Here is a 20152-nt window from a genome sequence, read left to right on the forward strand (position 1 = left end):
CGGTCGCGGGCCGGGTGAGTGCGGTTCGCGGATGTGTCGGGGGTCTGGACCATACTGCTTACGTGCATTCGGGCAGCGGCGACCGCGACGGTCACGACGAGGACGGCTCGACCGGGCAGCGGTCGGCCGCCACCGCCGCGTCCGCCGGATACCTCGACGCGCGGGCGCTGATCGGCTGTAGGCACCGCCTGCACATGGATTCGGCGCATCCTGGCGCGCTGGCCGACGTCACCGAGGACGCGGGGGTGCGCCAGCGCCGCGAGGCCGCCGCCGCGCACCGGGCCAGGGTGCGCGATCTGCTCGTCGCCGCCGCACCCGAGCAGTGGGTGATCATCGACCCGGCGCTGCGCGCCGCCGACCGCGCCGAAGCCACCGTGCGCGCCTGTGCCGCGGGGGCGCAACGCATCTGGGGCGCGCTGCTGCCGCAGGAACCCGACACCGGACGGCGCGGCGGTGTGGAGATCCTGTTGCGCGACGCCGACCGCGGCGGCTACATCCCGGTCATCGTGGTCAATCACAAGGTCACCGATCCGCGCAGGCCCGAGCCCGCCGATTTCCACCCCACCACCTCCGACCCGTTCCACTGGGATCCGCAACCCGATCCGGCCCGCAAACTGCGCCAGCAGCCGCGCGACCAGCAACGCCTGGCCCACCTGTACCGGATGCTGCAACGGCACGGCCTGGCCAGCCACGGCCTGCTCGGTGGCGTCATCGGCCTGCAGTTCGACCGGATCCTGGTGCACGACGTGGCCCCCCTGCTCGCCGAATACGACCGCCGCTACGCCGACCGCATCGCGGTGGTGCGCGGGCAGGTGCCCACCGTCCCCGCGAAGGTGCCCGAGTGCAGGCAGTGCCCGTGGTGGACCAGGGGCATGGGCGGCCCCAGCTGCGAGCAGTGGCTGATCCAGCGGCGGGATGTGAGCCTGGTGGCGCCGGGCTCCCGCGCCGAGGTGCTGCGCGCGCACGGCGTCACCACCATCGACGAACTGGCCGACTGGACCGGCCCCGACCCCGAGGACTGGCAGCACGGGCCGTTCGACGAGGCCGTGGTCACCGCGCGGGCGTGGTTGGCGGGCGCGCCGCTGGTGCGCCGCTTCGAGCAGGTCCGGGTCCGCCGCGCCGATGTGGAGGTCGACGTCGACCTGGAGAGCTACCAGGAGCACGGCGCCTACCTGTGGGGCACCCTGCTCGACGGGCAGTACCGCCCGTTCGTCACCTGGGACCCGCTGCCCACCGAGGACGAGGGCCGCTCCTTCGGCGAGTTCTGGACCTGGCTGATGACGGTGCGCGCGCAGGCCCATGCCGCGGGCAAGACCTTCGCCGCCTACTGCTATTCGCGCACCGCCGAGGACAAGTGGCTCTACGAGTCGGCGCGCCGGTTCGCGGGCAGGCCGGGCGTGCCGACGGTCGAGCAGGTGCGCGCCTTCGTGGACGGCCCGGAATGGGTGGACATGTTCCAGGCCGTCACCGAGCAGTTCATCTGCCCCAACGGCAAGGGCTTGAAGAAGATCGCTCCGGTCGCCGGGTTCGCCTGGCGCGATCCCGAGGCGAGTGGTGAGGCGTCGATGAGCTGGTACCGGCTGGCCGTCGGCTACGACGCGGCGCCGGACCTCGGCCAGCGCACCCGGCTGCTGGAATACAACGAGGACGACGTGCGCGCCACCATGACCCTGCGCGAGTGGATGTCGCCGCGGGTGCCCGACCCGCACTGCGCGGCGCTCGAGGTGCCCTCGCTCGCCGACTTCGCCCGGCGGTCCGACCTGGGCGGCGCGGCCGACGCGGAGGCCGCCGCCGGCCCGCGACCGGCAGCCGGTTCGCTCGGTCGCGGCGGTACCATCGCGACGTGACAGAGCACGTCGAACAACTCGAGTTCCAGGCAGAAACTCATCAGCTGCTCGAGCTGATGATCCATTCCGTCTACTCCAACAAGGACACCTTCCTCCGGGAGCTGATCTCGAACGCGTCCGACGCGCTGGACAAGCTGCGGCTGGAGTCCTTCAAGGACAAGGATCTGCACGTCGACACCGCCGACCTGCACATCGAGCTGGAGGTCGACAAGGACAACCGGATCCTCACCGTCCGGGACAACGGCATCGGCATGTCCCGCGCCGAGGTCGTGGACCTGATCGGCACCCTGGCCAAGTCCGGCACCGCCGAGTTGCGCCGCAAGCTGTCCGAAGCCAAGTCCGAGGCCGCCGCCGAGGAACTGATCGGCCAGTTCGGCATCGGCTTCTACTCGACCTTCATGGTCGCCGACAAGGTCACGCTGACCACCCGCAAGGCGGGCGAGACCGGCGGCACCCGCTGGGAGTCCAGCGCCGGGTCCTCGACCTACACCATCGAGGATCTGGCCGAGGCGCCGCAGGGCACCGCGGTGTCGCTGCATCTCAAGCCCGCCGACGAGGAAGACCACCTCTACGACTACACGCAGGAGTGGAAGCTCCGCGAGATCGTCAAGAAGTACTCCGACTTCATCGCCTGGCCGATCCGCATGCAGGTCGAGCGCACCGTCACCGAGGGCGAGGGCGAGGACAAGCAGGAGAAGACCATCGTCGAGGAGCAGACCCTCAATTCGCGCAAGGCGCTGTGGACGCGCCCGCGCGGTGAGGTCTCCGACGAGGAGTACAAGGAGTTCTACAAGCACGTCAGCCACGCCTGGGACGAGCCGCTCGAGATCATCCCGCTCAAGGCCGAGGGCACCTTCGAATACCAGGCGCTGCTGTTCCTGCCCTCGCAGGCGCCGTTCGACCTGTTCACCCGCGAGCACAAGCGCGGTGTGCAGCTCTACGTCAAGCGGGTGTTCATCATGGACAACTGCGAGGAGCTGATGCCGGAGTACCTGCGCTTCGTCAAGGGCGTGGTGGACGCGCAGGACCTCTCGCTCAACGTCTCCCGCGAGATCCTGCAACAGGACCGCCAGATCCAGATGATCCGCAAGCGCCTGGTCAAGAAGGTGCTCGCCACCGTCAAGGATCTCCAGCAGGCCGAGGACCAGAGCAAGTACCAGACCTTCTGGCGCGAGTTCGGCCGGGTTCTCAAGGAGGGCCTGCTCTCGGACTTCGACAACCGCGAGACCATCCTGCAGGTCAGCTCGTTCGCCTCGACGCACTCCGATTCCGAGCTCACCACGCTGGCGCAGTACGTCGAGCGGATGCCCGAGGGGCAGGACGCCATCTACTACATGACCGGCGAATCCCGCCAGCAGGTGGAGAGTTCGCCGCACATGGAGGCGTTCAAGGCCAAGGGTCGCGAGGTGCTGATCCTGACCGACCCGGTCGACGAGATGTGGGTCGGCTCGGTGCCGGAGTTCGACGGCAAGCGGTTCCAGTCCATCGCCAAGGGCGAGGTCGACCTGGAGTCGGAGGAGGAGAAGAAGGCCTCCGAGGCGCTGCGTGAACAGCAGGACAAGGAGTTCGCCGACCTGCTGAGCTGGCTGGGCAAGACGCTGGAGGAGAACATCAAGGAGGTGCGCCTGACCAACCGGCTCACCACCTCACCCGCCTGCCTGGTGGGGGATGTGTTCGATTTCACGCCGATGCTGGAGCGGATGTACCGCGCGTCGGGTCAGCCGGTGCCCGTCAGCAAGCGGATCCTGGAGCTGAATCCGACGCATCCGCTGGTCACGGGCCTGCGCGACGCCTACGACCAGCGCAAGCAGGACGCCGACGAGGGCAAGGTGCCCGAGCTCACCGAGACCGCGGAGCTGCTCTACGGCACCGCGGTGCTCGCCGAGGGCGGCGAGCTGAAGGATCCGGCGCGTTTCGCGCACATCCTCACCGATCGGCTCACCCGCACGCTGTAGGCGGCACCCGAAAAGCTCGGCCCCCGTTCACTTTCCGGTGGACGGGGGCCTTTTCGTGTCGCCCGGACGGTGCCCGCCGGGGTTTGCCGACAATTGCGTAAGGGTTACCGAACTCCGTGGGCTGGTCCGCCAAACTTATTGTGCGCATTGGCTTTTCGATGTCGGCTCGCTGGCGCGGGCGGGTTGCTCGAGGTAGGGTCGCAGACAGCGAAGGGGAGTAGCCCCCAATCGTGCGGTCGACATACTGATCCGCCGCCCGGCAGGGCACGGGTCCGGTCGCACGAACCGGCCGAGGCCGGTGGGCGAGACCTTCGGCCCTGACAACCACCCCGTTGTCGGCCGGAGCGCCCCGCGTCTCGGCCGGCGGGCCGGAGACCCGGAAGAGAACGCACACTCATGATCACCACCATCGCGCTGAGCATCGGCATCGTGTTCCTCGCCGAACTCGGTGACAAGTCCCAGCTGATGGCGCTGACCTTCGCGTTGCGTTACCGCTGGTGGGTCGTGCTCGGCGGGATCGCGACCGCGTCCGCGGGCGTGCACATCCTCTCGGTGGCCGTCGGCCACTTCCTCGGTGCCGCGCTGCCGACCCGCGCCATCGCCCTGGTGGCCGCGCTGACCTTCCTCGCTGTCGGCCTGTGGACCCTGCGCGAGCACCTGGTCGGCGGTGAGGAGGACGCACCGCCCGCCCCGCGCAGCAGCCGGGCGCCGTTCCTGGTGGTGCTGTCGGCCTTCCTGCTCGCCGAGCTCGGCGACCGCACCATGTTCGCGACCGCGGCCCTGGCCACCGACAACCACTGGTTCGGCGTGTGGATCGGCTCCACCGTCGGCATGGTGGCCGCCGACGGCCTGGCCATCGCGCTGGGCATCCTGCTCGGCAAGCACCTGCCCGAGCACATCATCGGTATCGCCTCGGGCCTGCTGTTCCTGCTCTTCGGCGGCGCCACGCTGCTGTCGGCGCTGGCGCCCGCGCTGTCCGCGGTCGCGGGCCTCGCGCTGGCGGCGCTGCTGCCCGCGGCAGCGGGTGCCGCGATGCTGATCCGCAAGCGCAGGCGGGCCGCCGCCGGCGCCGGCCGCGAGCCCGATCCGCTCGCGGTGCCGCGACCGGAGTAGTCCGCCGCGGCCACGCGCGACCCGGCCGGCGGCAGCCTCGGCGCCCTCAGCCCGGCGCGCCGCCGTACACCGCGCCGCCGCGCAGCACCAGGTCGAGCAGCGGTTCGCGCAGCCGCAGCAGCCCGTCCAGATCGTCGGCGGCGATCCGGGCGGTCACCATCGCGCTCACCGCGGCGGCGAACGCCACGCAGGCGAAACGCTGCGCGTCGGTGCGGGCATCGAGCACCTCCGCGATCAGCTCCACGAAGGAGGCCTGTAGCTGGGCCCGCTTGGCCAGCGCCTTGGAGCCGACCGCGTACACCTCCACCAGGTACAGCCGGGCATAGGCCGGGTCCTCGGCCAGCCCCTCGATGTAGGCGTCGAGCAAGCGTTCCATGCGCTCGAGATCCGGCCGGCCCACCGGGGCGTCGGCGCGCCGCTGCGCCGCCGCCGCGATCCGCGCCACCAGCCGCTCGACGGCGCGCTCGTAGGCGGCTTCGAAACAGTCCTCCTTGGACCGGAACTGCTCGTAGAAGGTCTCCCGGGAGACTCCGGCGCGCTTGAGCACCGCCGCCACCGAGGTGCCCACATATCCTTCGGCCGCCATCGCGTCGGCCATCGCGTCCAGGATCCGATCGCGCTGTGAGGCGATCACCTGTTCCCGCGGCAGCCCGTGGCGTCCGCGGGGAAGCTGCCTGGCGCTGCCTGCCTTTCGCTGCATGGGTCGATTTTCACCGGACGGTTGGAGGGAGCCGTGGGCGGGGGCGGCCGAGGCACGGGTTAGGGTGCCATTGACGAAGGGCCAATTGGCTGTCACGAACGAGAGGACCATCGTGGAGATTTCGGGTTCCGCCGCCATCATCACCGGAGGTGCATCCGGCCTGGGCGCCGCCACCGCCAAGCGCTTCGCCGAGCTGGGGGCCACCGTCTTCGGCCTGGACATCCCCGCCTCGATCGAGCGTGCGGGTGACAACGTGCCCGCCGGCGTCACCCTGATCCCGGCCGACGTCACCAGCAACGACGAAGTCGCCGCCGCCGTCGCGCAGGTCGTCGAGTCCGGTGCGCCGCTGCGCATCGTGGTCAACTGCGCCGGTGTCGGCTGGGCCGGACGCATCCTGTCCAAGAACGGCCCGCACGACCTCGAGCTCTTCCGCACCGTCATCACGGTCAACCTGCTCGGCACCTTCAACGTGATGCGCCTGGCCGCCGACGCCATCGCCAAGACCGACCCGGTCGACGAGTACGGCCAGCGCGGCGTCGTCATCAACACCGCCTCCGTCGCCGCGTTCGAGGGCCAGATCGGCCAGATCGCGTACTCCGCGTCCAAGGGCGGCGTGCACGGCATGACCGTGCCTGCCGCGCGTGACCTCGCCCAGTTCGGTATCCGGGTGAACACCATCGCCCCCGGCATCATCGACACCCCGATGCTGGCCGGTGTCACCGAGGAATACCGCAAGGGCCTCGAGGCGGGTGTGCCCTTCCCCTCGCGTCTGGGCCGTCCCGACGAGTACGCGCAGCTGTCGCAGTACATCGTCGAGCACGACTACCTCAACGGCGAGACCATCCGCATGGACGGCGCGCTGCGCATGGCGCCGCGCTGATCTCTCGTCCGGGCAGCATCGCTCGTACCGACGGCCGTCGCCGATTCCCTTCGGCGACGGCCGTCGTCGTGTCAGGCCGCCGGTTTGTGGCCGATGCCGAGCAGGGCGGTGGTCGTCAACGGCATGTTCGGCCGATAGTGCTCGTCCAGGTGGGCGCGCATGATCGCCGCCCGCCGCTCCCACTCCCGCTCGCCGACCTCGCGACGCAACAGGGTCAGCGGCGCGCTGCCGCGCACCATCTGCGCGAGCAGATCGGCACCGTCGGCGTAGGCCACCGAGTGGGTGTGCCGCTGGATGGAGACTCCGGCGAAGCCCGCTTCGCGCATCTCGGTGGCGAAGACCTCCGGGTTCTCCAGGTTCAGGTAGTTCGGCTGCGGCTCCTGGATCGACGGGTCGGCCGCGCGCAGTGCCGCGAAGACCATCCGCATCAGCGTCGATTCCAGTACCGGCGCCCAGCTCGACACCACGGCGACCCCGCCGGGCCGCAGCACCCGGAACATCTCGCCGAAACCCTTGCGGCGGTCGGGAAAGAACATCAGGCCGAACATCGAGAACGCCGCGTCGAATCGGTCGTCGGTGAACGGCAGGCGCTGGCCGTCACCGACGGTGGCGCGAATGTTGTCGATTCCCTCCGCGCGCGCCCGCGCGGTCAGCAGGCGCACCATCTCCTCGGAGAAATCGATGGCCGCCACCTCGGCGACCTGGCGGGCGGCGGGCAGGCTGAGGGTGCCGGGACCGGCGGCCACGTCGAGCACCCGCGCGTGCGGGCCGGGCGCCACGAGTTCGAGGGCGCGCGCCGAGAACGGTTCCAGCAGAGCGTGTGTGGTTTCGGCATAGCCGTCGGCGACCAGATCCCAGGGTTCCGGTGCCGCGAACGGATGTGCGGACATGTGTGCCGTGTTCCTTTCGACCGACACAGGCTATCCGGGTAACCCTTGCGCAAACTCGGCGGGAGTACCGAAAACGCTGTGTCGCTGTCGATTAGGCGTGCACGTCGGTCCGCATCGGCGCCCCGTGCGGTTCCCGTCAGGCGGCCAGCAACATGGCGAGCACCGCGGTGTCCGGGTCGCTGATCGGGTCCAGCCCGACCCGGCTCACCAGCGAGGTCACCGTACCGTCGGATTCGGCCTCGGCCCAGGCGGCTCGGTGCTCGAGGCCCAGATGCGGCACACCGGGCAGCAGCACGCAGCCCGACGCGGCGCCGGCACATTCCGGCAGCGAGGGGCGCGTCTCCGACGGCGGGTGCAGCATCAGCAGGGCGGGCGGCACATGCTCGGCGAAACGGCCCGGCTCGACGGCTTCCTCGCCGAGCACCGGCCCCTCGGCCATCACCAGGCCCACCGTGCCCGGCTGAGGATCGTCGGGCAGTTCCTCGCGCACCCCGAACACGGTGGTGGTGGGCAGCAGGCCGGGCAACGAGGCGACTCGCACCGCGAGCACGAGCACCTGGGCCCACTCCTTGGTGGTGTCGGGCCAGCGTCCGGAGATGACGAAACCGCGCAGGGAGCCGCGGGAGTGGAAGGGGGTGATCCCGATCGAGGTGTCGCTGCTCGTCATGTCTGCCTCCCGAACTGGTATCGAACCGGGGCGGCCGTTGCCCGTTTCCGTGGGTTGCCCGTTTTCCGTGGATTCAGAGAATGACGCAGAGGTCATTTGGCACACAAGTACCAATGAGTGCCAGCCGGGGCCGGGGAAACGAAAAAGTCGCGGCCGCCCCGATGCCGGGGCGGCCGCGACCGTCGAGCTGTCAGCGGATCCGGGTCAGAAGACCAGGCCCTTGCCCTGGTTCACGGCGCGGGCGAAGCGATCCTGCACGTCGGCCCAGTTCACCACGTTCCAGAACGCGGTCACGTAGTCGGCCTTGACGTTCTTGTACTGCAGGTAGAAGGCGTGCTCCCACATGTCGACCTGCAGCAGCGGGATGATGCCGAGCGGCACGTTGGCCTGCTGATCGTAGAGCTGGAAGGTCAGCAGCTTCTGGCCCAGCGTGTCGTAGCCCAGCACTGCCCAGCCCGAGCCCTGCAGGCCGTTGGCCGCGGCGGTGAACTGCGCGCGGAACTTGTCGAACGAGCCGAACTGGTCGTCGATCGCGGCGGCGAGCTCACCGACCGGCTTGTCACCGCCGTTCGGGGACAAGTTCTTCCACCAGATCGAGTGGTTGACGTGGCCACCGAGGTGGAAGGCCAGGTTCTTCTCGTACAGGAAGATGGCGCTGTGGTCGCCGGACTCCCGGGCGGCCTCCAGCTTCTCCAGCGCCTGGTTGGCGCCGGCGACGTAGGCGGCGTGGTGCTTGGAGTGGTGGAGCTCGTTGATCTGCCCGGAGATGTGGGGCTCCAGAGCGCTGTAGTCGTAGTCCAGATCTGGCAGCGTGTACTCAGCCACGATGTCCCTTCCTCGATGTCGGGCTGTGGCGCCCGGATTATGAGCGCTTCCAACCATCATTCGTACACCCGCTCGGTACCAACTCGCCCGCTCGCCCCCGTGTTCCGGGTACGGCCGACGAATTCTCGCCGATCTTGGTTCGCGGTGCGCACGATGTCAATCGCACCGGGGCCGGGCCGGGCGGGACTACAGCTGCGGCACGATGCCCGATTGCAGAGTGCGTGGATCGGCCGCGTCGTGCGCCTGCCACCACCGGGTGCCGCAGGCGATGAACTCCGCCAGCGGGATCTCGGTGCCGTCCGGGTCGTGAATGGTGATCGCGTCGAACCACACCCGCACGTCCAGTTCGCGCGGGTCGATGCCCTCCTCCTGGGAGAACTCCAGCACGTGCGGGCTGATCCGGTTGTCGATCGTGGTGTCGAAGCTGAGCAGCTCGCGCCACAGCGCCCAGCCGCTGTCGTCGACGTCGATGTACTCCCAGCCGTGCAGCCGGGCGCCGCCGAAGCTGCGGATCGCCTCGGCAGTTCCTCGAGGCGCAGCGGCAGCACCTGCGGCGGGACGTCGCCCCAGGCGTGTACCCGTAGCGAGGCCGCGATCCGGCTGACGCCGGTGAAGGTGAGCCGGACCCGGCGTTCGTGCGGCGCGGCCTCGTCCTCGGCGAGTGTCAGTACCGACAGGTCGAGGCAGAGCCGGGCGCCGTCGGTGTCGACCTCGGCGCCGAGGCAGGCGGCCTCGGCCAGCGCGGTGTTGAGTCCCTGTGCGTCGAATCCATCGCGTGACCCCCTGCTCCGGTTCATGGCGCCAGGCTAACCAGAGCAGCGGCTCCGATCCGGGATTTCCGATATTCGCTACGGTTCTCGTTTTTTTGTGGAACCGAACCGGCGGTACCGGCGTCCAAGTAGATGTCGGGACCCGCACGACCGCGGTTCCGAGGCGGCGACGGATGATCGCTCCGGGATGTTCAGGAGGGGAGTCCCGGATCGGTCGTCCGCCACGCCCGCTTCACCGGGTCGCGTGGGTCCCGATCTCCCCGGCACGTCCGTCGTCGTTCGCCGCGTGTTTGCTTATAGTTCCATCCTGTGAATGGCCGGGCCGCGATAGCGGCCGCCTGTGGATCAGGTTGTGGATTATGTGGATAACTTCGACGGAGATATGCACAGGTCCGGTGGAACGGGGCACGGCCCGGCTATCGTTCGGGTAACCGTACTCGCGGCCCGGTACGGCGGATGTCCCGCTACCGCTGGTCATGCCCTGCCCCGGTACTCCCCGGCGCCGTGGCACGCATGGCAGGATCGAAACCGTGACTAGCTCCGAAATTCCGTCGGTGCAGGTGGACGAGGTCCCCGGTGCGTTCGACACGGGCCGCCCGGAGGGGGCGATCCTGCTCGACGTGCGCGAGGACGACGAATGGCAGCAGGGTCACGCGCCGGGCGCCGTTCACATCCCGATGGCCGACGTGCCCGCGCGCACCGACGAGCTGGACTACGACGCCGAGGTCTATGTGATCTGCCGGCAGGGTGGCCGCTCGATCGAGGTGGTCAAGTACCTGACCCACATCGGGTACGAAGCCGTGCACGTCAGCGGTGGCATGGTGGCCTGGCAGCGGACCGGCCGCCCGCTGGTGGCCGAGGGCGACCGGCAGGCGAAGATCTACTGACGACGAAGGGCGAGGTGCACGGGTGAGTACGGTGGTGCAGCCGTGTGCGCGATGCGGCGCACGATGGGCGGTCCAGTCGACACCGTTGCACTGGTGTCCGCGCTGCCGCGGCGTGCTGCTCTCGCCCGGCCCGATCGACGCGCCACCGCAACGCCGCAACTATCGATGGGTCGCCCGCAAGCCCGACCACCGCGTCCGCAAGCCCGGCGGCATCGGCCCGGCCGCGCCGACACCCACCCCGCGCTATCGGGAGATCCCGCGCTGGGGTCTGCACGATCTGCCACCGCCCGCACCCGCCGCGGCCCGGTCCCGGCTCGACGATTTCGCGTCCAACACCGAACGCCTGCTGATACTCACCGCGTGGCTGTTCGGGCTGGCGGCCCTGGCCGAGGTACTGCGGTATCTGATCCTGCTGCGCAACCGCACGCGGCTGATCCATCCGTTCGTGCTGACCCTCTCCGATGTCTTCGTCTGGGCCACCGGCCTGGCCGCGGTCGTCTTCGCCCTCGGCACCGCGGTGGCCCTGGCCGGCTGGCTGATCCGTACCCGCCGCGCGACCTACGCGCGCACCGGTCACGCCGATCCGCGCGCGCCGTATGCGATCCTGCTCGGTTGCCTGGTGCCCGTGGTCAATCTGCTGTGGCCGGGGGTCTACCTGGCCGAACTGGCCACCGCGACCGGTGATCCGCGCGCCGAGCGGGCGGTGCGGATCTGGTGGTGCGCCTGGGTGGGCAACGGTGTGCTGGTGGCGGCGGCGCTGCTGTGGCGGACCGCCGACTCCCTGCAGGCGCAGGCCGACGGGGTGGCGTTCACCGCCCTCACCGACGCCGTCGCGGCGGCCGTCGCGGTGCTCACGCTGGCGGTGGTCCGGCTCTTCGATGGCCGGGATCTGCGCGGACGTGCCAGGATGGCGCGGCGATGGGTGGTCGCCACCGACCCCGCGGTGCCGGTGATCGAACCGGTGCACCCGGGCGGTGCCCGCCGGGAGGCGGAGCCTGCCGCCGCGGCGGCCCGGGATGCGGACGACGCCGGGGTGACCGAGGATCGGGTGACCGAGGATCGACAGATCGCGCACGGCGCCGAGGACCGTGCGCAGGAGGAGGTTGTGGCCAAGTGAGCCAGGGCAATCGCGCACCGTTCGTGGTCGCGCACCGGGGAGCGTCGGCGGCGCTGCCCGAGCACACTCTCGCGGCGTACGAACTCGCGCTGCAGGAGGGCGCCGACGGCGTGGAGTGCGATGTCCGGCTCACCAGGGACGGCCACCTGGTCTGCGTGCACGATCGCACGGTCGACCGCACCTCCTCCGGTACCGGCCCGGTCAGCGAGATGACCCTGGCCGAGCTGAAGGCCCTCGACTTCGGCGCCGACGGCACACCCGCCTCGGTGCTCACCCTCAGCGAGCTGATCGAACTGGTGCTGGACTGGCGCAGCAGGCCGACCAAGCTGTTCATCGAAACCAAGCATCCGGTGCGCTACGGCGCCCTGGTGGAGAACAAGGTGCTGGCCGAGTTACAGCGCTACGGCATCGCCACCCCGGCCTCGGCCGATCACTCCCGCGCCGTGGTCATGTCGTTCGCGGCCACCGCGGTGTGGCGGATCCGGCGCGCGGCCCCGCTGCTGCCGACCGTCCTGCTCGGGGAGTCGTCGCGGTACCTGGGCGGCGGCGCGGCCACCACCGTCGGCGCCACCGCCGTCGGCCCCTCGGTGAAGACCCTGCGCGAACACCCCGAACTGGTGGACAAGGCGGCCGCGGCGGGCCGGGCCACCTACTGCTGGACCGTCGACGAACCCGCGGACGTGCGGCTGTGCGCCGATCTGGGCGTCAGCTGGGTCGCGACCAACCATCCCGGCCGCACCAAGGCGCTGCTCGCGGCGGCCTGATCGGCGCGCCGGGCGCGTTGCGGGTGTGGCCATCGGCCCCGTGTAGGTTGTGCGCTCGTGGGAAAGAGCAAGCGCAACAGTCCGAAGCCCGGAGGGAACCGGGCCCAGCGTCTCGCCGAGCGCAAGGCCGCGCTGGAGCAGGCCGCCCAGGTCGTCACCCGGCCGTTCGAGGGTCTGGCCGCCGAATGCGATCTGGTCGCCCTGCGTGAGTTCGTGCCGTCGGCCACCGCGACGCTGCCGTTGCAGCCGGGCGTGGCCCCCGAGCGCGAGGTCGTGCTCGGCACGGTGCTGCCCGGTGCCGTGGCGGCATTGGTGCGCGCCGGGGAACCGCCGGTCGGCTACGTGGGCGCGCAGGTGCAGTTCCAGGGTGCCGACGCCGGTGCGGACCTGGCGGCCGCGATCCTGTGGACCCAGTCGGCCGAGGCGGGGGATTCGCTGACCTCGGTCGAGAGCATCGCGGGCGGGCCGCGCCTGACCGACGTGATCGACCCGAACGCCTCCCTCGACCTCACCGTGCACCAGGACTTCGACTGGTGGGTGCCCGAAGGCGTCACCCCGGACCCGCAGGTGGCCGCGACCATCGAGCAGGCCAAGCAGGCGATCATGCCCTCGGCGCGGCTGGACCTCGGCGCGGACGTCGTCGGCGCCGCCTGGTGGGTGGACGCGGGGGAGAAGGCGCACGTGCGCTGGGTCCGCCCGGAGGACGAGGACGCGCTGATGCTGGCGCTGGCCCGGGTGCACGCCGCCGGTGGGCTGCACATGGGCGAGGGCTCTCGCTTCGCCGGGTCGTTCCGCACGCACGGGCTGCTCGTGCCGGTGTTCGACCTCGATCCCGAGCGGCATCCCAGCGAATGGGTGGAGCCGGCCCGGGAATTCGGCGTCCGGCTGGCCGACGCCCTCGCCGTGGACACTCCGCTGACGGCCGACGAGCGGCGTTCCCGCGACGGACTGCGCTCGCGGCAGGTCACCCTGCGCTGAGAAATCAGTGGCGAAAAGTTTGTGAAAACGCCTTCTTTCTGATCCGGCCTGGGTTAGGTTCGTTCCGTCGCCGCGAGGTGACACCGGGACGGGAAACCCGACCCGGCTGATGAGGAAAGTAGGAACATCATGGACGCCATTCTCGCGCTGCTCACCACGCTGCTCAGCTCCCTGAGCGCTGAGTGACGGACGGTTTCACGATGCGACAGGCCCGGCTCGTCCTCGAACGAGCCGGGCCTGTTTGCTCCCGCGGTTACGGCGGCCGGAATTACACCGAGCCACCGGCGACCGACGGGGCGTAGGACGCGTCGGCCGGACCGCTCATCTCCCTGGCCACGAAATCCTCCAGGTCGAACAGATTCGACCCGGCGCGGTCGGCGATGTTGAGCAGGGTGGTCATGTTCGCGACCTCCTCGACCTGCTCCTTCAGGAACCACTGCATGAATTGCTCGCCGAGGTAATCGCCTTCTTCCCTGGCGGTGCTGGCGAGCCGGATGATCTGCTCGGTGACCGTCTTCTCCTGCGCCAGCGCCAGGGCGATCGGCTCGCGGGCGGTCTCGAAATGCGACTTTGCCGCATCGATGCCGGACAGCTCGACGCTGATATCGCGGTCCAGGAAGTACTGGACGATCATCAGGGCGTGATTGCGTTCCTCGACCGCCTGGCGGTAGAAACGCTTGGCCAGCTGCGGCAGATCCGCATTGTCGAACCACACCGCGATCGCGATGTACTGGTGTTCGGCATTGAATTCATGCCGGATCTGGTCGTGAAGCAGGCTGTGGAATTTGCTGCGCGGGTTCTCCGGATGACTGGACATGTTCCCGACATTAACGCTGGTCAGAGCGCTTGTCATCCAAGTACACCCTAATTGAGGATAGTATTGCCTAATTAAATGTGCCCTGCCCCAGCCATTTTCGGAGCGGTGGGGTCGGCGCCTTTCCCGGGCTTCAGTTCCCGCGCCACGAACTCCTCGACATCGAACAGATTTCCGCCCCGGCGCTCCAGCACCGACAGCAGTGTGGTCATTCCGGCGACCGCGTCCAGCTGCTCGCGCAGGAACCACTGCATGAACTGTTCGCCGAGGTAGTCCGCCGAATCCCGGGCGGCGGCGGTCAGCGCGGTCACCTCGTCGGTGTAGGCGCGCTCGGCGGCGAGCAGCAGCGCGACCGCCTCCCGCTCGGAGTCGAAGTCGGACTGCACACCGTCGAGCCCGCCGACCCGGACGGGCAGGTCGCGGTCGAGCAGGTACTGGACCATCCGCAGGGCGTGCCCGCGGTGGTGTTCGTGGCGCAGATAACAGTGGCCGGCCAGCCGGGGCAGTCGGCGGACGTCGAAGTAGACCGCGCCCGCCAGGTACTGCTGCGCGACGGTGAAACCGCGCCGGATCTGTGCGTTCAACAATGCCGGAAACGCCTCGGCGACTTCACTTCCGCTCATGCTCCGACGCTACCGCGTGAGCAGGTCGTCCGGAATCTGCCTGTCGTCGGCGAGTGCCTCGAAGAACGCCCCGGCCCGGTTCTTGTCCCACAACACCACGTTGCCGCTGCCGGAGACGTCGTCGAAGCCGCCGACGGGCACGGTGGTCGCCACGGTGTCGCCCCGCATCGCCCAGCCGAGCCTGCCCAGATCCCACAGGTGATCGCCCTCGTCGACCTTCAACGACCGCGCGATGTCCGACGCCAACGGCCACAGCGTGAACGGGTTGGCCAGGGTCGAGGCGCTGGTGGCCTTCTCCAGCAGGGCGGACATGAACAGGCGCTGGTTGTTCATCCGGTCGATGTCGGCCAGCGCGGTGGCGCGGGTGCGCACGAAGCCGAGCGCCTGCGGCCCGTCGAGCTCCTGGCAGCCCGCAGGCAGATCGATGCCCGCCAGCGGATCGTCGATCGCCTGCGGCAGGCACACCTCGATGCCGCCGAGGGTGTCGACCACGTTCGCGAAACCGGCGAAGCCGATCTGCGCGTAGTGGTCGATGCGCAATCCGGTCGCGATTTCGACGGTCTGCACCAGCAGCTGCGGGCCACCGAGCGCGAACGAGGCGTTGAGCTTGTCGCGGCCGTGGCCCGGGATGCTCACGTAGGAGTCGCGCGGCAGGCTGACCAGGGTGGTCTTCCCGGAGCGGGGGATGTGCACCAGCATAATCGTGTCGGTGCGCTCCGGGCCCACCTCGCCACCGGTGGCCAGCTCCTGTTCCTGTTCGGCGGTCAGTCCGCCGCGGCCGTCGGAGCCGACCAGCAACCAGTTCGTGCCGGGGGTGTCGCCGACCCGATCGGCATACCCGGCGAGCGCGTCGATCCTGGTGAGTTTGCCGTCCAGGTGGATGACACCGGCCACGGAACCGATCACCAGCACCAGCAGGAAGATCAGGAACCAACGGAACGGGTGCCGCTTGCGGCGCGGGCGCGGCGGGCGCGGCGCCGGGTCACGCCTGCGCGGCGGGGCGGCCGGCGGTGGCGGCGGGACGGGCCTGCGCGGCGGCCGGTGCGCGCGGGGATCCTCGAAGGGCTCCGGCGTCTGCGTGGGCGCGTGGTCGGTCCGGCGCAGCCGGGGCGGCGGTTCCTGGGGTACCTGCGAGTACGCCAGCGGTTGGTGCGGCGCGGCGTCGCGGTACAGCTTCTTCGTCGGCTCGACGGGGCGCGGCGGGGGAGCGGGCCGGTGGCTGGGCGCGCCGTGGCCCGGGTCGGCCGCGCGCGGATCACGCTGGTGCGGCATGCCGGGGCGGCCCTGCGGCGGCGGCACCCGGCGCGTCCGCGCGTTGCGGGGGTCGTCGCCGTTCATCACCCGTCGACTCTACTGTCCGGCGGTGCGGAAAGGGGACTGGTCGCAGACCGCCCGCCCGCTCACGGCAGCCAGCCCACACGTCCGCGCAACGCCACGTATCCGAGGTAGGCCACCGCGTCGATGGTGGCGTGCGCGATCACCAGCGGCCACAGCTTGTTCGTCCGCTGCCAGTAGCGGCCGAAGATCAGGCCCATCACCAGGTTCCCCAGCCCGCCGCCGAGCCCCTGGTAGAGGTGGTAGCTGCCGCGCAGCAGTGCCGAGGCCAGCACAGCCGAGTTGGCCGACCAGCCCAGCTGCCGCAGCCGGGTCAGCAGATAGCCGACGACCAGCACCTCCTCGGCGACCGAATTCGCGCAGGCCGACAGCAGCAGCACCGGCAGCCGCCACCAGTGCTCGTCCAGGGAACTCGGCACGATGGTCACGCTGACCCCCATCGCGTGCGCGACCAGGTACAGCCCGAGCCCGGGCAGCCCGATGACCGCCGCCAGCACCAGCCCCGGCGGCAGATCGACGCGCGGTCGCGGGCGGCCGAGCCCGATCAGCTTGGGTCCGATCCCGCTGCGCCACAGCAGATACAGCCCGAGCGCCGCCCACGCGGCCAGCCGCAGCACGCCGACGAGCTGGAAGAGCAGGTCCAGCAGGGAATTGCTCGAGCGAGAGGCATTGAGCGCCACCGTCCGGCCGCCGAGGCCCTCCGGGGAGAGGGCGCTGTCCAGCAGCGCGAGCGCCGCGCCGAATCCGCTCAGCCCGAAGGTGACCACCAGGACGATCGCGATTTCCAGGCGGATCGCCGACCGCTCCCGATCGGTGGGCTCGGACTCCTCGCGGCGGGCGGGCGACTCGGCTGGCATGCCCCCGAATCTAGGCGGCGCGGAATCCGGGCGGCGCGGCAAGTCGGGGCCGCGTGCCCGGTGCGATGGTCAGATCCGGCGCAATCCGTTGAGGAAGGGGCAGCCGGCCAGCGCCCGCACCGCCCGGCTCAGCGCCTCGACGTCGTCGACGGGCGCGGTGAACGGCAACCGCACGTCGTGGTCGCCGTCGTGGCCTTCGACGCGCAGGGTCAGGCCGTAGCGGTCGATGGCCAGCGGGTGCACGGCGCCGGTCTGCAGCCGCGGCGGCAGGTGCCGGGCCAGTTGCTCGAGGATGTCGGGGTGGTCGGCGTCGAGGTGTTGCAGCCAGGCCGACTCCATCTGGCAGAACGGATCCGGCTGGGCCGAGCGGAGTTCCTCCACGCGCACCGATTCCGCGCCGGTCGCGTCGGCCATCACCGCGGTGTCGATCACCAGCCGCAGCAGGGTGGCGCCGTGGCCGACGTCGAGCAGTTCCGGGTGCGGGAACTCCTTGGCGACCTCGCCGGCCAACGCCCGCTGCGCCGACTGCGGCACCGTGCGCACCGCACCGCGCAGCCAGACCAGCGCCCGCACCGGCTCGCGCAGCGGCAGCGGCGCGTGATCGGTGAGCTCGAGCACCGCCGCGGCGCCACCCGGCCCCGAGTTCGCCGTCAGCACGGCGGCCACCGACCCCGCGGGCACGGCGATCACCACGTCGCCGCACTGGCGCAGGTGATGCACCGAGGTCGGCGTGGGGTCGATGCCGGGCAGGGCGAGCACGGCCTGTTCCGCGTGTGCGCAGGCGCTGCGCACCCGTTCGGCAGTGCTCGGCGCGAGGACGGGATTCGGCATGCGGACCTCCGGAAGGATGCGGCGGCGATTTAGGTAAACCTAAGCTAAGTGAGGAAGGTGTGATCTGCAACCCTTACGCGCGGCCGCGTCCGCACCGCCGCCGAGCGGCGACGCCGCGGGGGATACCGTGGCCGGGTGGCCGATGCACCGACTCCCGCAGGTAACCCGCCGCACGAGCCCGTCCTCGTCACCCTCAGCACCCCGGCCCGTCGCAGCCTCGTGGCGGGACTGGTCCGCCCGGTGACGCCGCGACCGGAGGCTCCCGTTCTGCACGCCGACGGCAGCGACGCCGAGGTCGCCGACTTCCTCGCCGCCATCGCTCACGCCGAGACCGGCTACCTCGCCCGCACCGACAGCGGCCCGCGCGCGCTGGCCGTGGTCGCCGCCACCGCCGCCGCACTGTGCGGAGAGGACATCCGCGCCGCCCTCGCCGCGCCGGACCTCGCCTTCCTGACCGCCCTGAAACCGCCCGCGATCGAGGCGGTCCGCGGCGTGTTGCTGGCGGTGGAGACCGAGCAGCCCGAGGCGGTCCGCGCCGCACTCGCGGTCCTGGAACCCTGACCGGAAGCGCGCGAACGCGGCCGTTCGCGGCCCGGTCGCGGAAAGCGGGGGCGCGCGGTCACAGAAATTCAATACAGTCGTAGTCGTGCCGCGTATCGCCTACTTCGGACCCACCGGAACGTTCACCGAGATGGCCCTGGCCGAGCTCGAATCCTCCGGCCATTTCGATGGCCCCGTCGAGCGGGTCGCCGCCCCGTCGCAACCGGCGGCGCTGGATCTGATCCGATCCGGCGCCGTCGAGGGCGCCGTGGTGCCGATCGAGAGCTCGATCGAGGGCTCCATCTCGGCCACCCTCGATTCGCTGGCGATCGGCCCGCGGCTGCAGATCGTGGCCGAGACCGAGCTGGAGGTCAGTTTCGAGATCCTGGCCAGGCCGGGCACCACGCTGGCCGACGTACGCACGCTGGCGGCGTTCCCGGTGGCGGCGGCGCAGGTGCGGATGTGGGTCGAGCGCACGCTGCCGCAGGTGCGGATGTACACCTCGGCGTCCAACGCGGCGGCGGCCGAGGACGTGGTGGCCGGGCACGCGGAGGCGGCGGTGTCGACGGCGTTGGCCGGCCAGCGGCTCGGCCTGGTGGCGCTGGCTTCGAAAGTGGTCGACTACGAGCAGGCGGTGACCCGCTTCGTGCTGGTGCGCCGCCCCTGCGTGGCACCGCCCGCCACCGGCGCCGACCGCACCTCGATCGTGCTGGAACTGCCGAACGTGCCCGGCTCGCTGATGCGGGCGTTCGCCGAGTTCGCCACCCGGGGCATCGACCTCACCCGCATCGAATCGCGGCCGACCCGAACGGGTCTGGGCACCTATCGGTTCTATCTGGATTGCGTCGGCCACATCGACGACGCCGCGGTCGCCGAGGCATTGAAGGCGCTGCACCGGACCGCTCGCATCCGGTTCCTCGGCTCGTGGCCCGCGACCTCCGCGACCGGCACGCCACCACCCTCGGACGAGGAGGCGGCGCAGTGGCTGACGCAGCTACGGAAGGGAGTGGCGGACCTATGACGGGGGCGGGTTCCGCGGGCAGGCTGATCCTGGTCCGGCACGGCGAGACCGAGGGCAACGTGGCCAAGCTGCTGGACACCAGGGTGCCCGGCCTGCCGTTGACCGAACGCGGTGCGGCGCAGGCGAAGACGTTCGGCTCGACGCTGCTGACGCCGCCGCGGGTGCTGTTCACCTCGGAGGCGCTGCGAGCCAGGCAGACCGCGAGTTTCATCGAGGCCGCGACCGGAGTGGCCGCGTCGGTGCTCGAGGGTGTGCACGAGGTGCAGGCCGGTGACCTGGAGGGCCTCAACGACGAAGAGGCGCACCGTACCTTCCAGCGCATCTACCGGGCCTGGCACGAAGGCGATCTGAAGGTGGCGGTGCCCGGCGGCGAATCCGGCGCGGACGTACTGGACCGGTTCCTGCCCGTGATCGAGGACCTGCGGCAGCGTTTCCTCGATCCGGAGGCCAACACCGGCGATGTGCTGCTGGTGAACCACGGCGCGGCCATGCGCCTGGTCGCGCGCACGCTGACCGGGGTCGGCCCGCCGTTCACCACGAACAACCACCTGGACAACACCGAGACCATCGAGCTGGTGCCGCGTCTGGACGGCGGCTGGGAATGCGTGCGGTGGGGCAGGTTCGTGCCACCGTTCGGGTACGAGGTGTCGCCGACCGCCGATGATCCGATGGGCTGAGCAGTTCCGACGGGCTGAGCGGTTCCGACGGGCCGAGCAGATCCGACGGGCTGATCGGCCG

Annotated in this window: 21 protein-coding genes; 11 read left to right on the forward strand and 10 right to left on the reverse strand. The window is 70.4% G+C overall.

What is annotated here, in order from left to right; all coding sequences use genetic code 11:
• Positions 1 to 194: 194 nt before the first annotated feature.
• The 3 genes from CRM89_RS22525 to CRM89_RS22535 all read left to right on the forward strand — a co-directional run bounded on the left by CRM89_RS22525 (position 195) and on the right by CRM89_RS22535 (position 4915).
• Entirely contained in the window at positions 195 to 1847 is a 1653-nt protein-coding gene (locus CRM89_RS22525) for a TM0106 family RecB-like putative nuclease (protein WP_228821842.1), read from the forward strand.
• A complete protein-coding gene (gene htpG, locus CRM89_RS22530) occupies positions 1844 to 3802 on the forward strand; it encodes a molecular chaperone HtpG (RefSeq protein WP_011206644.1) in 1959 nt (652 codons plus the stop codon). The genes CRM89_RS22525 and htpG overlap by 4 nt, the downstream gene beginning before the upstream one ends.
• Before the next feature lie 396 nt (positions 3803 to 4198).
• Positions 4199 to 4915, forward strand: coding sequence for a TMEM165/GDT1 family protein (locus CRM89_RS22535; RefSeq protein WP_011206645.1), 717 nt, complete (start codon positions 4199 to 4201; stop codon positions 4913 to 4915).
• A 46-nt stretch (positions 4916 to 4961) separates the two neighbouring features.
• Here the strand turns inward: CRM89_RS22535 and CRM89_RS22540 are convergent, their stop codons facing one another.
• A complete protein-coding gene (locus CRM89_RS22540) occupies positions 4962 to 5615 on the reverse strand; it encodes a TetR/AcrR family transcriptional regulator (protein WP_011206646.1) in 654 nt (217 codons plus the stop codon).
• A 112-nt stretch (positions 5616 to 5727) separates the two neighbouring features.
• On the opposite strand from CRM89_RS22540, the gene CRM89_RS22545 reads away from it, so the two are divergent.
• Positions 5728 to 6495, forward strand: a complete 768-nt coding sequence (locus CRM89_RS22545) for an SDR family NAD(P)-dependent oxidoreductase (RefSeq protein ID WP_011206647.1) — start codon at positions 5728 to 5730, stop codon at positions 6493 to 6495.
• Positions 6496 to 6566: 71 nt separating this feature from the next.
• Here CRM89_RS22545 and CRM89_RS22550 read toward each other — a convergent pair whose 3' ends face one another.
• The 4 genes from CRM89_RS22550 to CRM89_RS31865 all read right to left on the reverse strand — a co-directional run bounded on the left by CRM89_RS22550 (position 6567) and on the right by CRM89_RS31865 (position 9264).
• The gene (locus CRM89_RS22550) at positions 6567 to 7385 is read right to left on the reverse strand and encodes a class I SAM-dependent methyltransferase (RefSeq protein ID WP_098086108.1); all 819 of its coding nucleotides are present in this window, start codon (positions 7383 to 7385) and stop codon (positions 6567 to 6569) included.
• A 136-nt stretch (positions 7386 to 7521) separates the two neighbouring features.
• Positions 7522 to 8052 carry a peptidase gene (locus CRM89_RS22555; protein WP_098086110.1) on the reverse strand — a complete coding sequence of 177 codons (531 nt, stop codon included), beginning with the start codon at positions 8050 to 8052 and terminating at the stop codon, positions 7522 to 7524.
• Positions 8053 to 8256: 204 nt separating this feature from the next.
• Entirely contained in the window at positions 8257 to 8877 is a 621-nt protein-coding gene (locus CRM89_RS22560) for a superoxide dismutase (RefSeq protein ID WP_011206650.1), read from the reverse strand.
• A 186-nt stretch (positions 8878 to 9063) separates the two neighbouring features.
• On the reverse strand, positions 9064 to 9264 hold the full coding sequence (locus CRM89_RS31865; protein ID WP_228811063.1) for a hypothetical protein: 201 nt from the start codon (positions 9262 to 9264) through the stop codon (positions 9064 to 9066).
• 913 nt (positions 9265 to 10177) lie between these two features.
• Between CRM89_RS31865 and CRM89_RS22570 the strand changes: the two genes are divergently transcribed.
• The 4 genes from CRM89_RS22570 to CRM89_RS22585 are packed head-to-tail and all read left to right on the forward strand — an operon-like array spanning position 10178 to position 13393.
• Positions 10178 to 10534 (forward strand): rhodanese-like domain-containing protein, encoded by a 357-nt coding sequence (locus CRM89_RS22570; RefSeq protein WP_011206652.1) that lies wholly within the window; start codon positions 10178 to 10180, stop codon positions 10532 to 10534.
• A gap of 22 nt (positions 10535 to 10556) precedes the next feature.
• Positions 10557 to 11651, forward strand: a complete 1095-nt coding sequence (locus CRM89_RS22575; RefSeq protein WP_098086113.1) for a DUF4328 domain-containing protein — start codon at positions 10557 to 10559, stop codon at positions 11649 to 11651.
• Entirely contained in the window at positions 11648 to 12415 is a 768-nt protein-coding gene (locus CRM89_RS22580; RefSeq protein WP_011206654.1) for a glycerophosphodiester phosphodiesterase, read from the forward strand. Before CRM89_RS22575 ends, CRM89_RS22580 begins: the two co-directional genes overlap by 4 nt.
• 57 nt (positions 12416 to 12472) lie before the next feature.
• Positions 12473 to 13393, forward strand: coding sequence for a DUF5926 family protein (locus CRM89_RS22585; RefSeq protein ID WP_086840482.1), 921 nt, complete (start codon positions 12473 to 12475; stop codon positions 13391 to 13393).
• 268 nt (positions 13394 to 13661) lie between these two features.
• Here the strand turns inward: CRM89_RS22585 and CRM89_RS22590 are convergent, their stop codons facing one another.
• The 5 genes from CRM89_RS22590 to CRM89_RS22610 all read right to left on the reverse strand — a co-directional run bounded on the left by CRM89_RS22590 (position 13662) and on the right by CRM89_RS22610 (position 17853).
• Complete coding sequence (locus CRM89_RS22590) at positions 13662 to 14210, reverse strand: ferritin (RefSeq protein ID WP_011206656.1); 549 nt, start codon at positions 14208 to 14210, stop codon at positions 13662 to 13664.
• 71 nt (positions 14211 to 14281) lie between these two features.
• The gene (locus CRM89_RS22595) at positions 14282 to 14830 is read right to left on the reverse strand and encodes a ferritin (RefSeq protein ID WP_011206657.1); all 549 of its coding nucleotides are present in this window, start codon (positions 14828 to 14830) and stop codon (positions 14282 to 14284) included.
• Positions 14831 to 14839: 9 nt separating this feature from the next.
• Positions 14840 to 16168, reverse strand: coding sequence for an LCP family protein (locus CRM89_RS22600; RefSeq protein ID WP_172964560.1), 1329 nt, complete (start codon positions 16166 to 16168; stop codon positions 14840 to 14842).
• Between the two features lie 62 nt (positions 16169 to 16230).
• The gene (locus CRM89_RS22605) at positions 16231 to 17022 is read right to left on the reverse strand and encodes a CPBP family intramembrane glutamic endopeptidase (RefSeq protein WP_098086118.1); all 792 of its coding nucleotides are present in this window, start codon (positions 17020 to 17022) and stop codon (positions 16231 to 16233) included.
• Positions 17023 to 17091: 69 nt separating this feature from the next.
• The gene (locus tag CRM89_RS22610) at positions 17092 to 17853 is read right to left on the reverse strand and encodes a DUF2470 domain-containing protein (RefSeq protein WP_060593874.1); all 762 of its coding nucleotides are present in this window, start codon (positions 17851 to 17853) and stop codon (positions 17092 to 17094) included.
• Positions 17854 to 17988: 135 nt separating this feature from the next.
• Here CRM89_RS22610 and CRM89_RS22615 point away from each other — a divergent pair, with 135 nt between their 5' ends.
• From CRM89_RS22615 to CRM89_RS22625, 3 genes are all read left to right on the forward strand, one after another.
• A complete protein-coding gene (locus CRM89_RS22615) occupies positions 17989 to 18414 on the forward strand; it encodes a hypothetical protein (protein ID WP_011206661.1) in 426 nt (141 codons plus the stop codon).
• A gap of 85 nt (positions 18415 to 18499) precedes the next feature.
• A complete protein-coding gene (pheA, locus tag CRM89_RS22620; RefSeq protein WP_011206662.1) occupies positions 18500 to 19414 on the forward strand; it encodes a prephenate dehydratase in 915 nt (304 codons plus the stop codon).
• Positions 19411 to 20091 carry a histidine phosphatase family protein gene (locus CRM89_RS22625; RefSeq protein ID WP_060593873.1) on the forward strand — a complete coding sequence of 227 codons (681 nt, stop codon included), beginning with the start codon at positions 19411 to 19413 and terminating at the stop codon, positions 20089 to 20091. The genes pheA and CRM89_RS22625 overlap by 4 nt, the downstream gene beginning before the upstream one ends.
• Positions 20092 to 20152 lie beyond the last annotated feature (61 nt).

The organism is Nocardia sp. FDAARGOS_372 (genome assembly GCF_002554515.1).
Lineage (GTDB): Bacteria > Actinomycetota > Actinomycetes > Mycobacteriales > Mycobacteriaceae > Nocardia > Nocardia farcinica.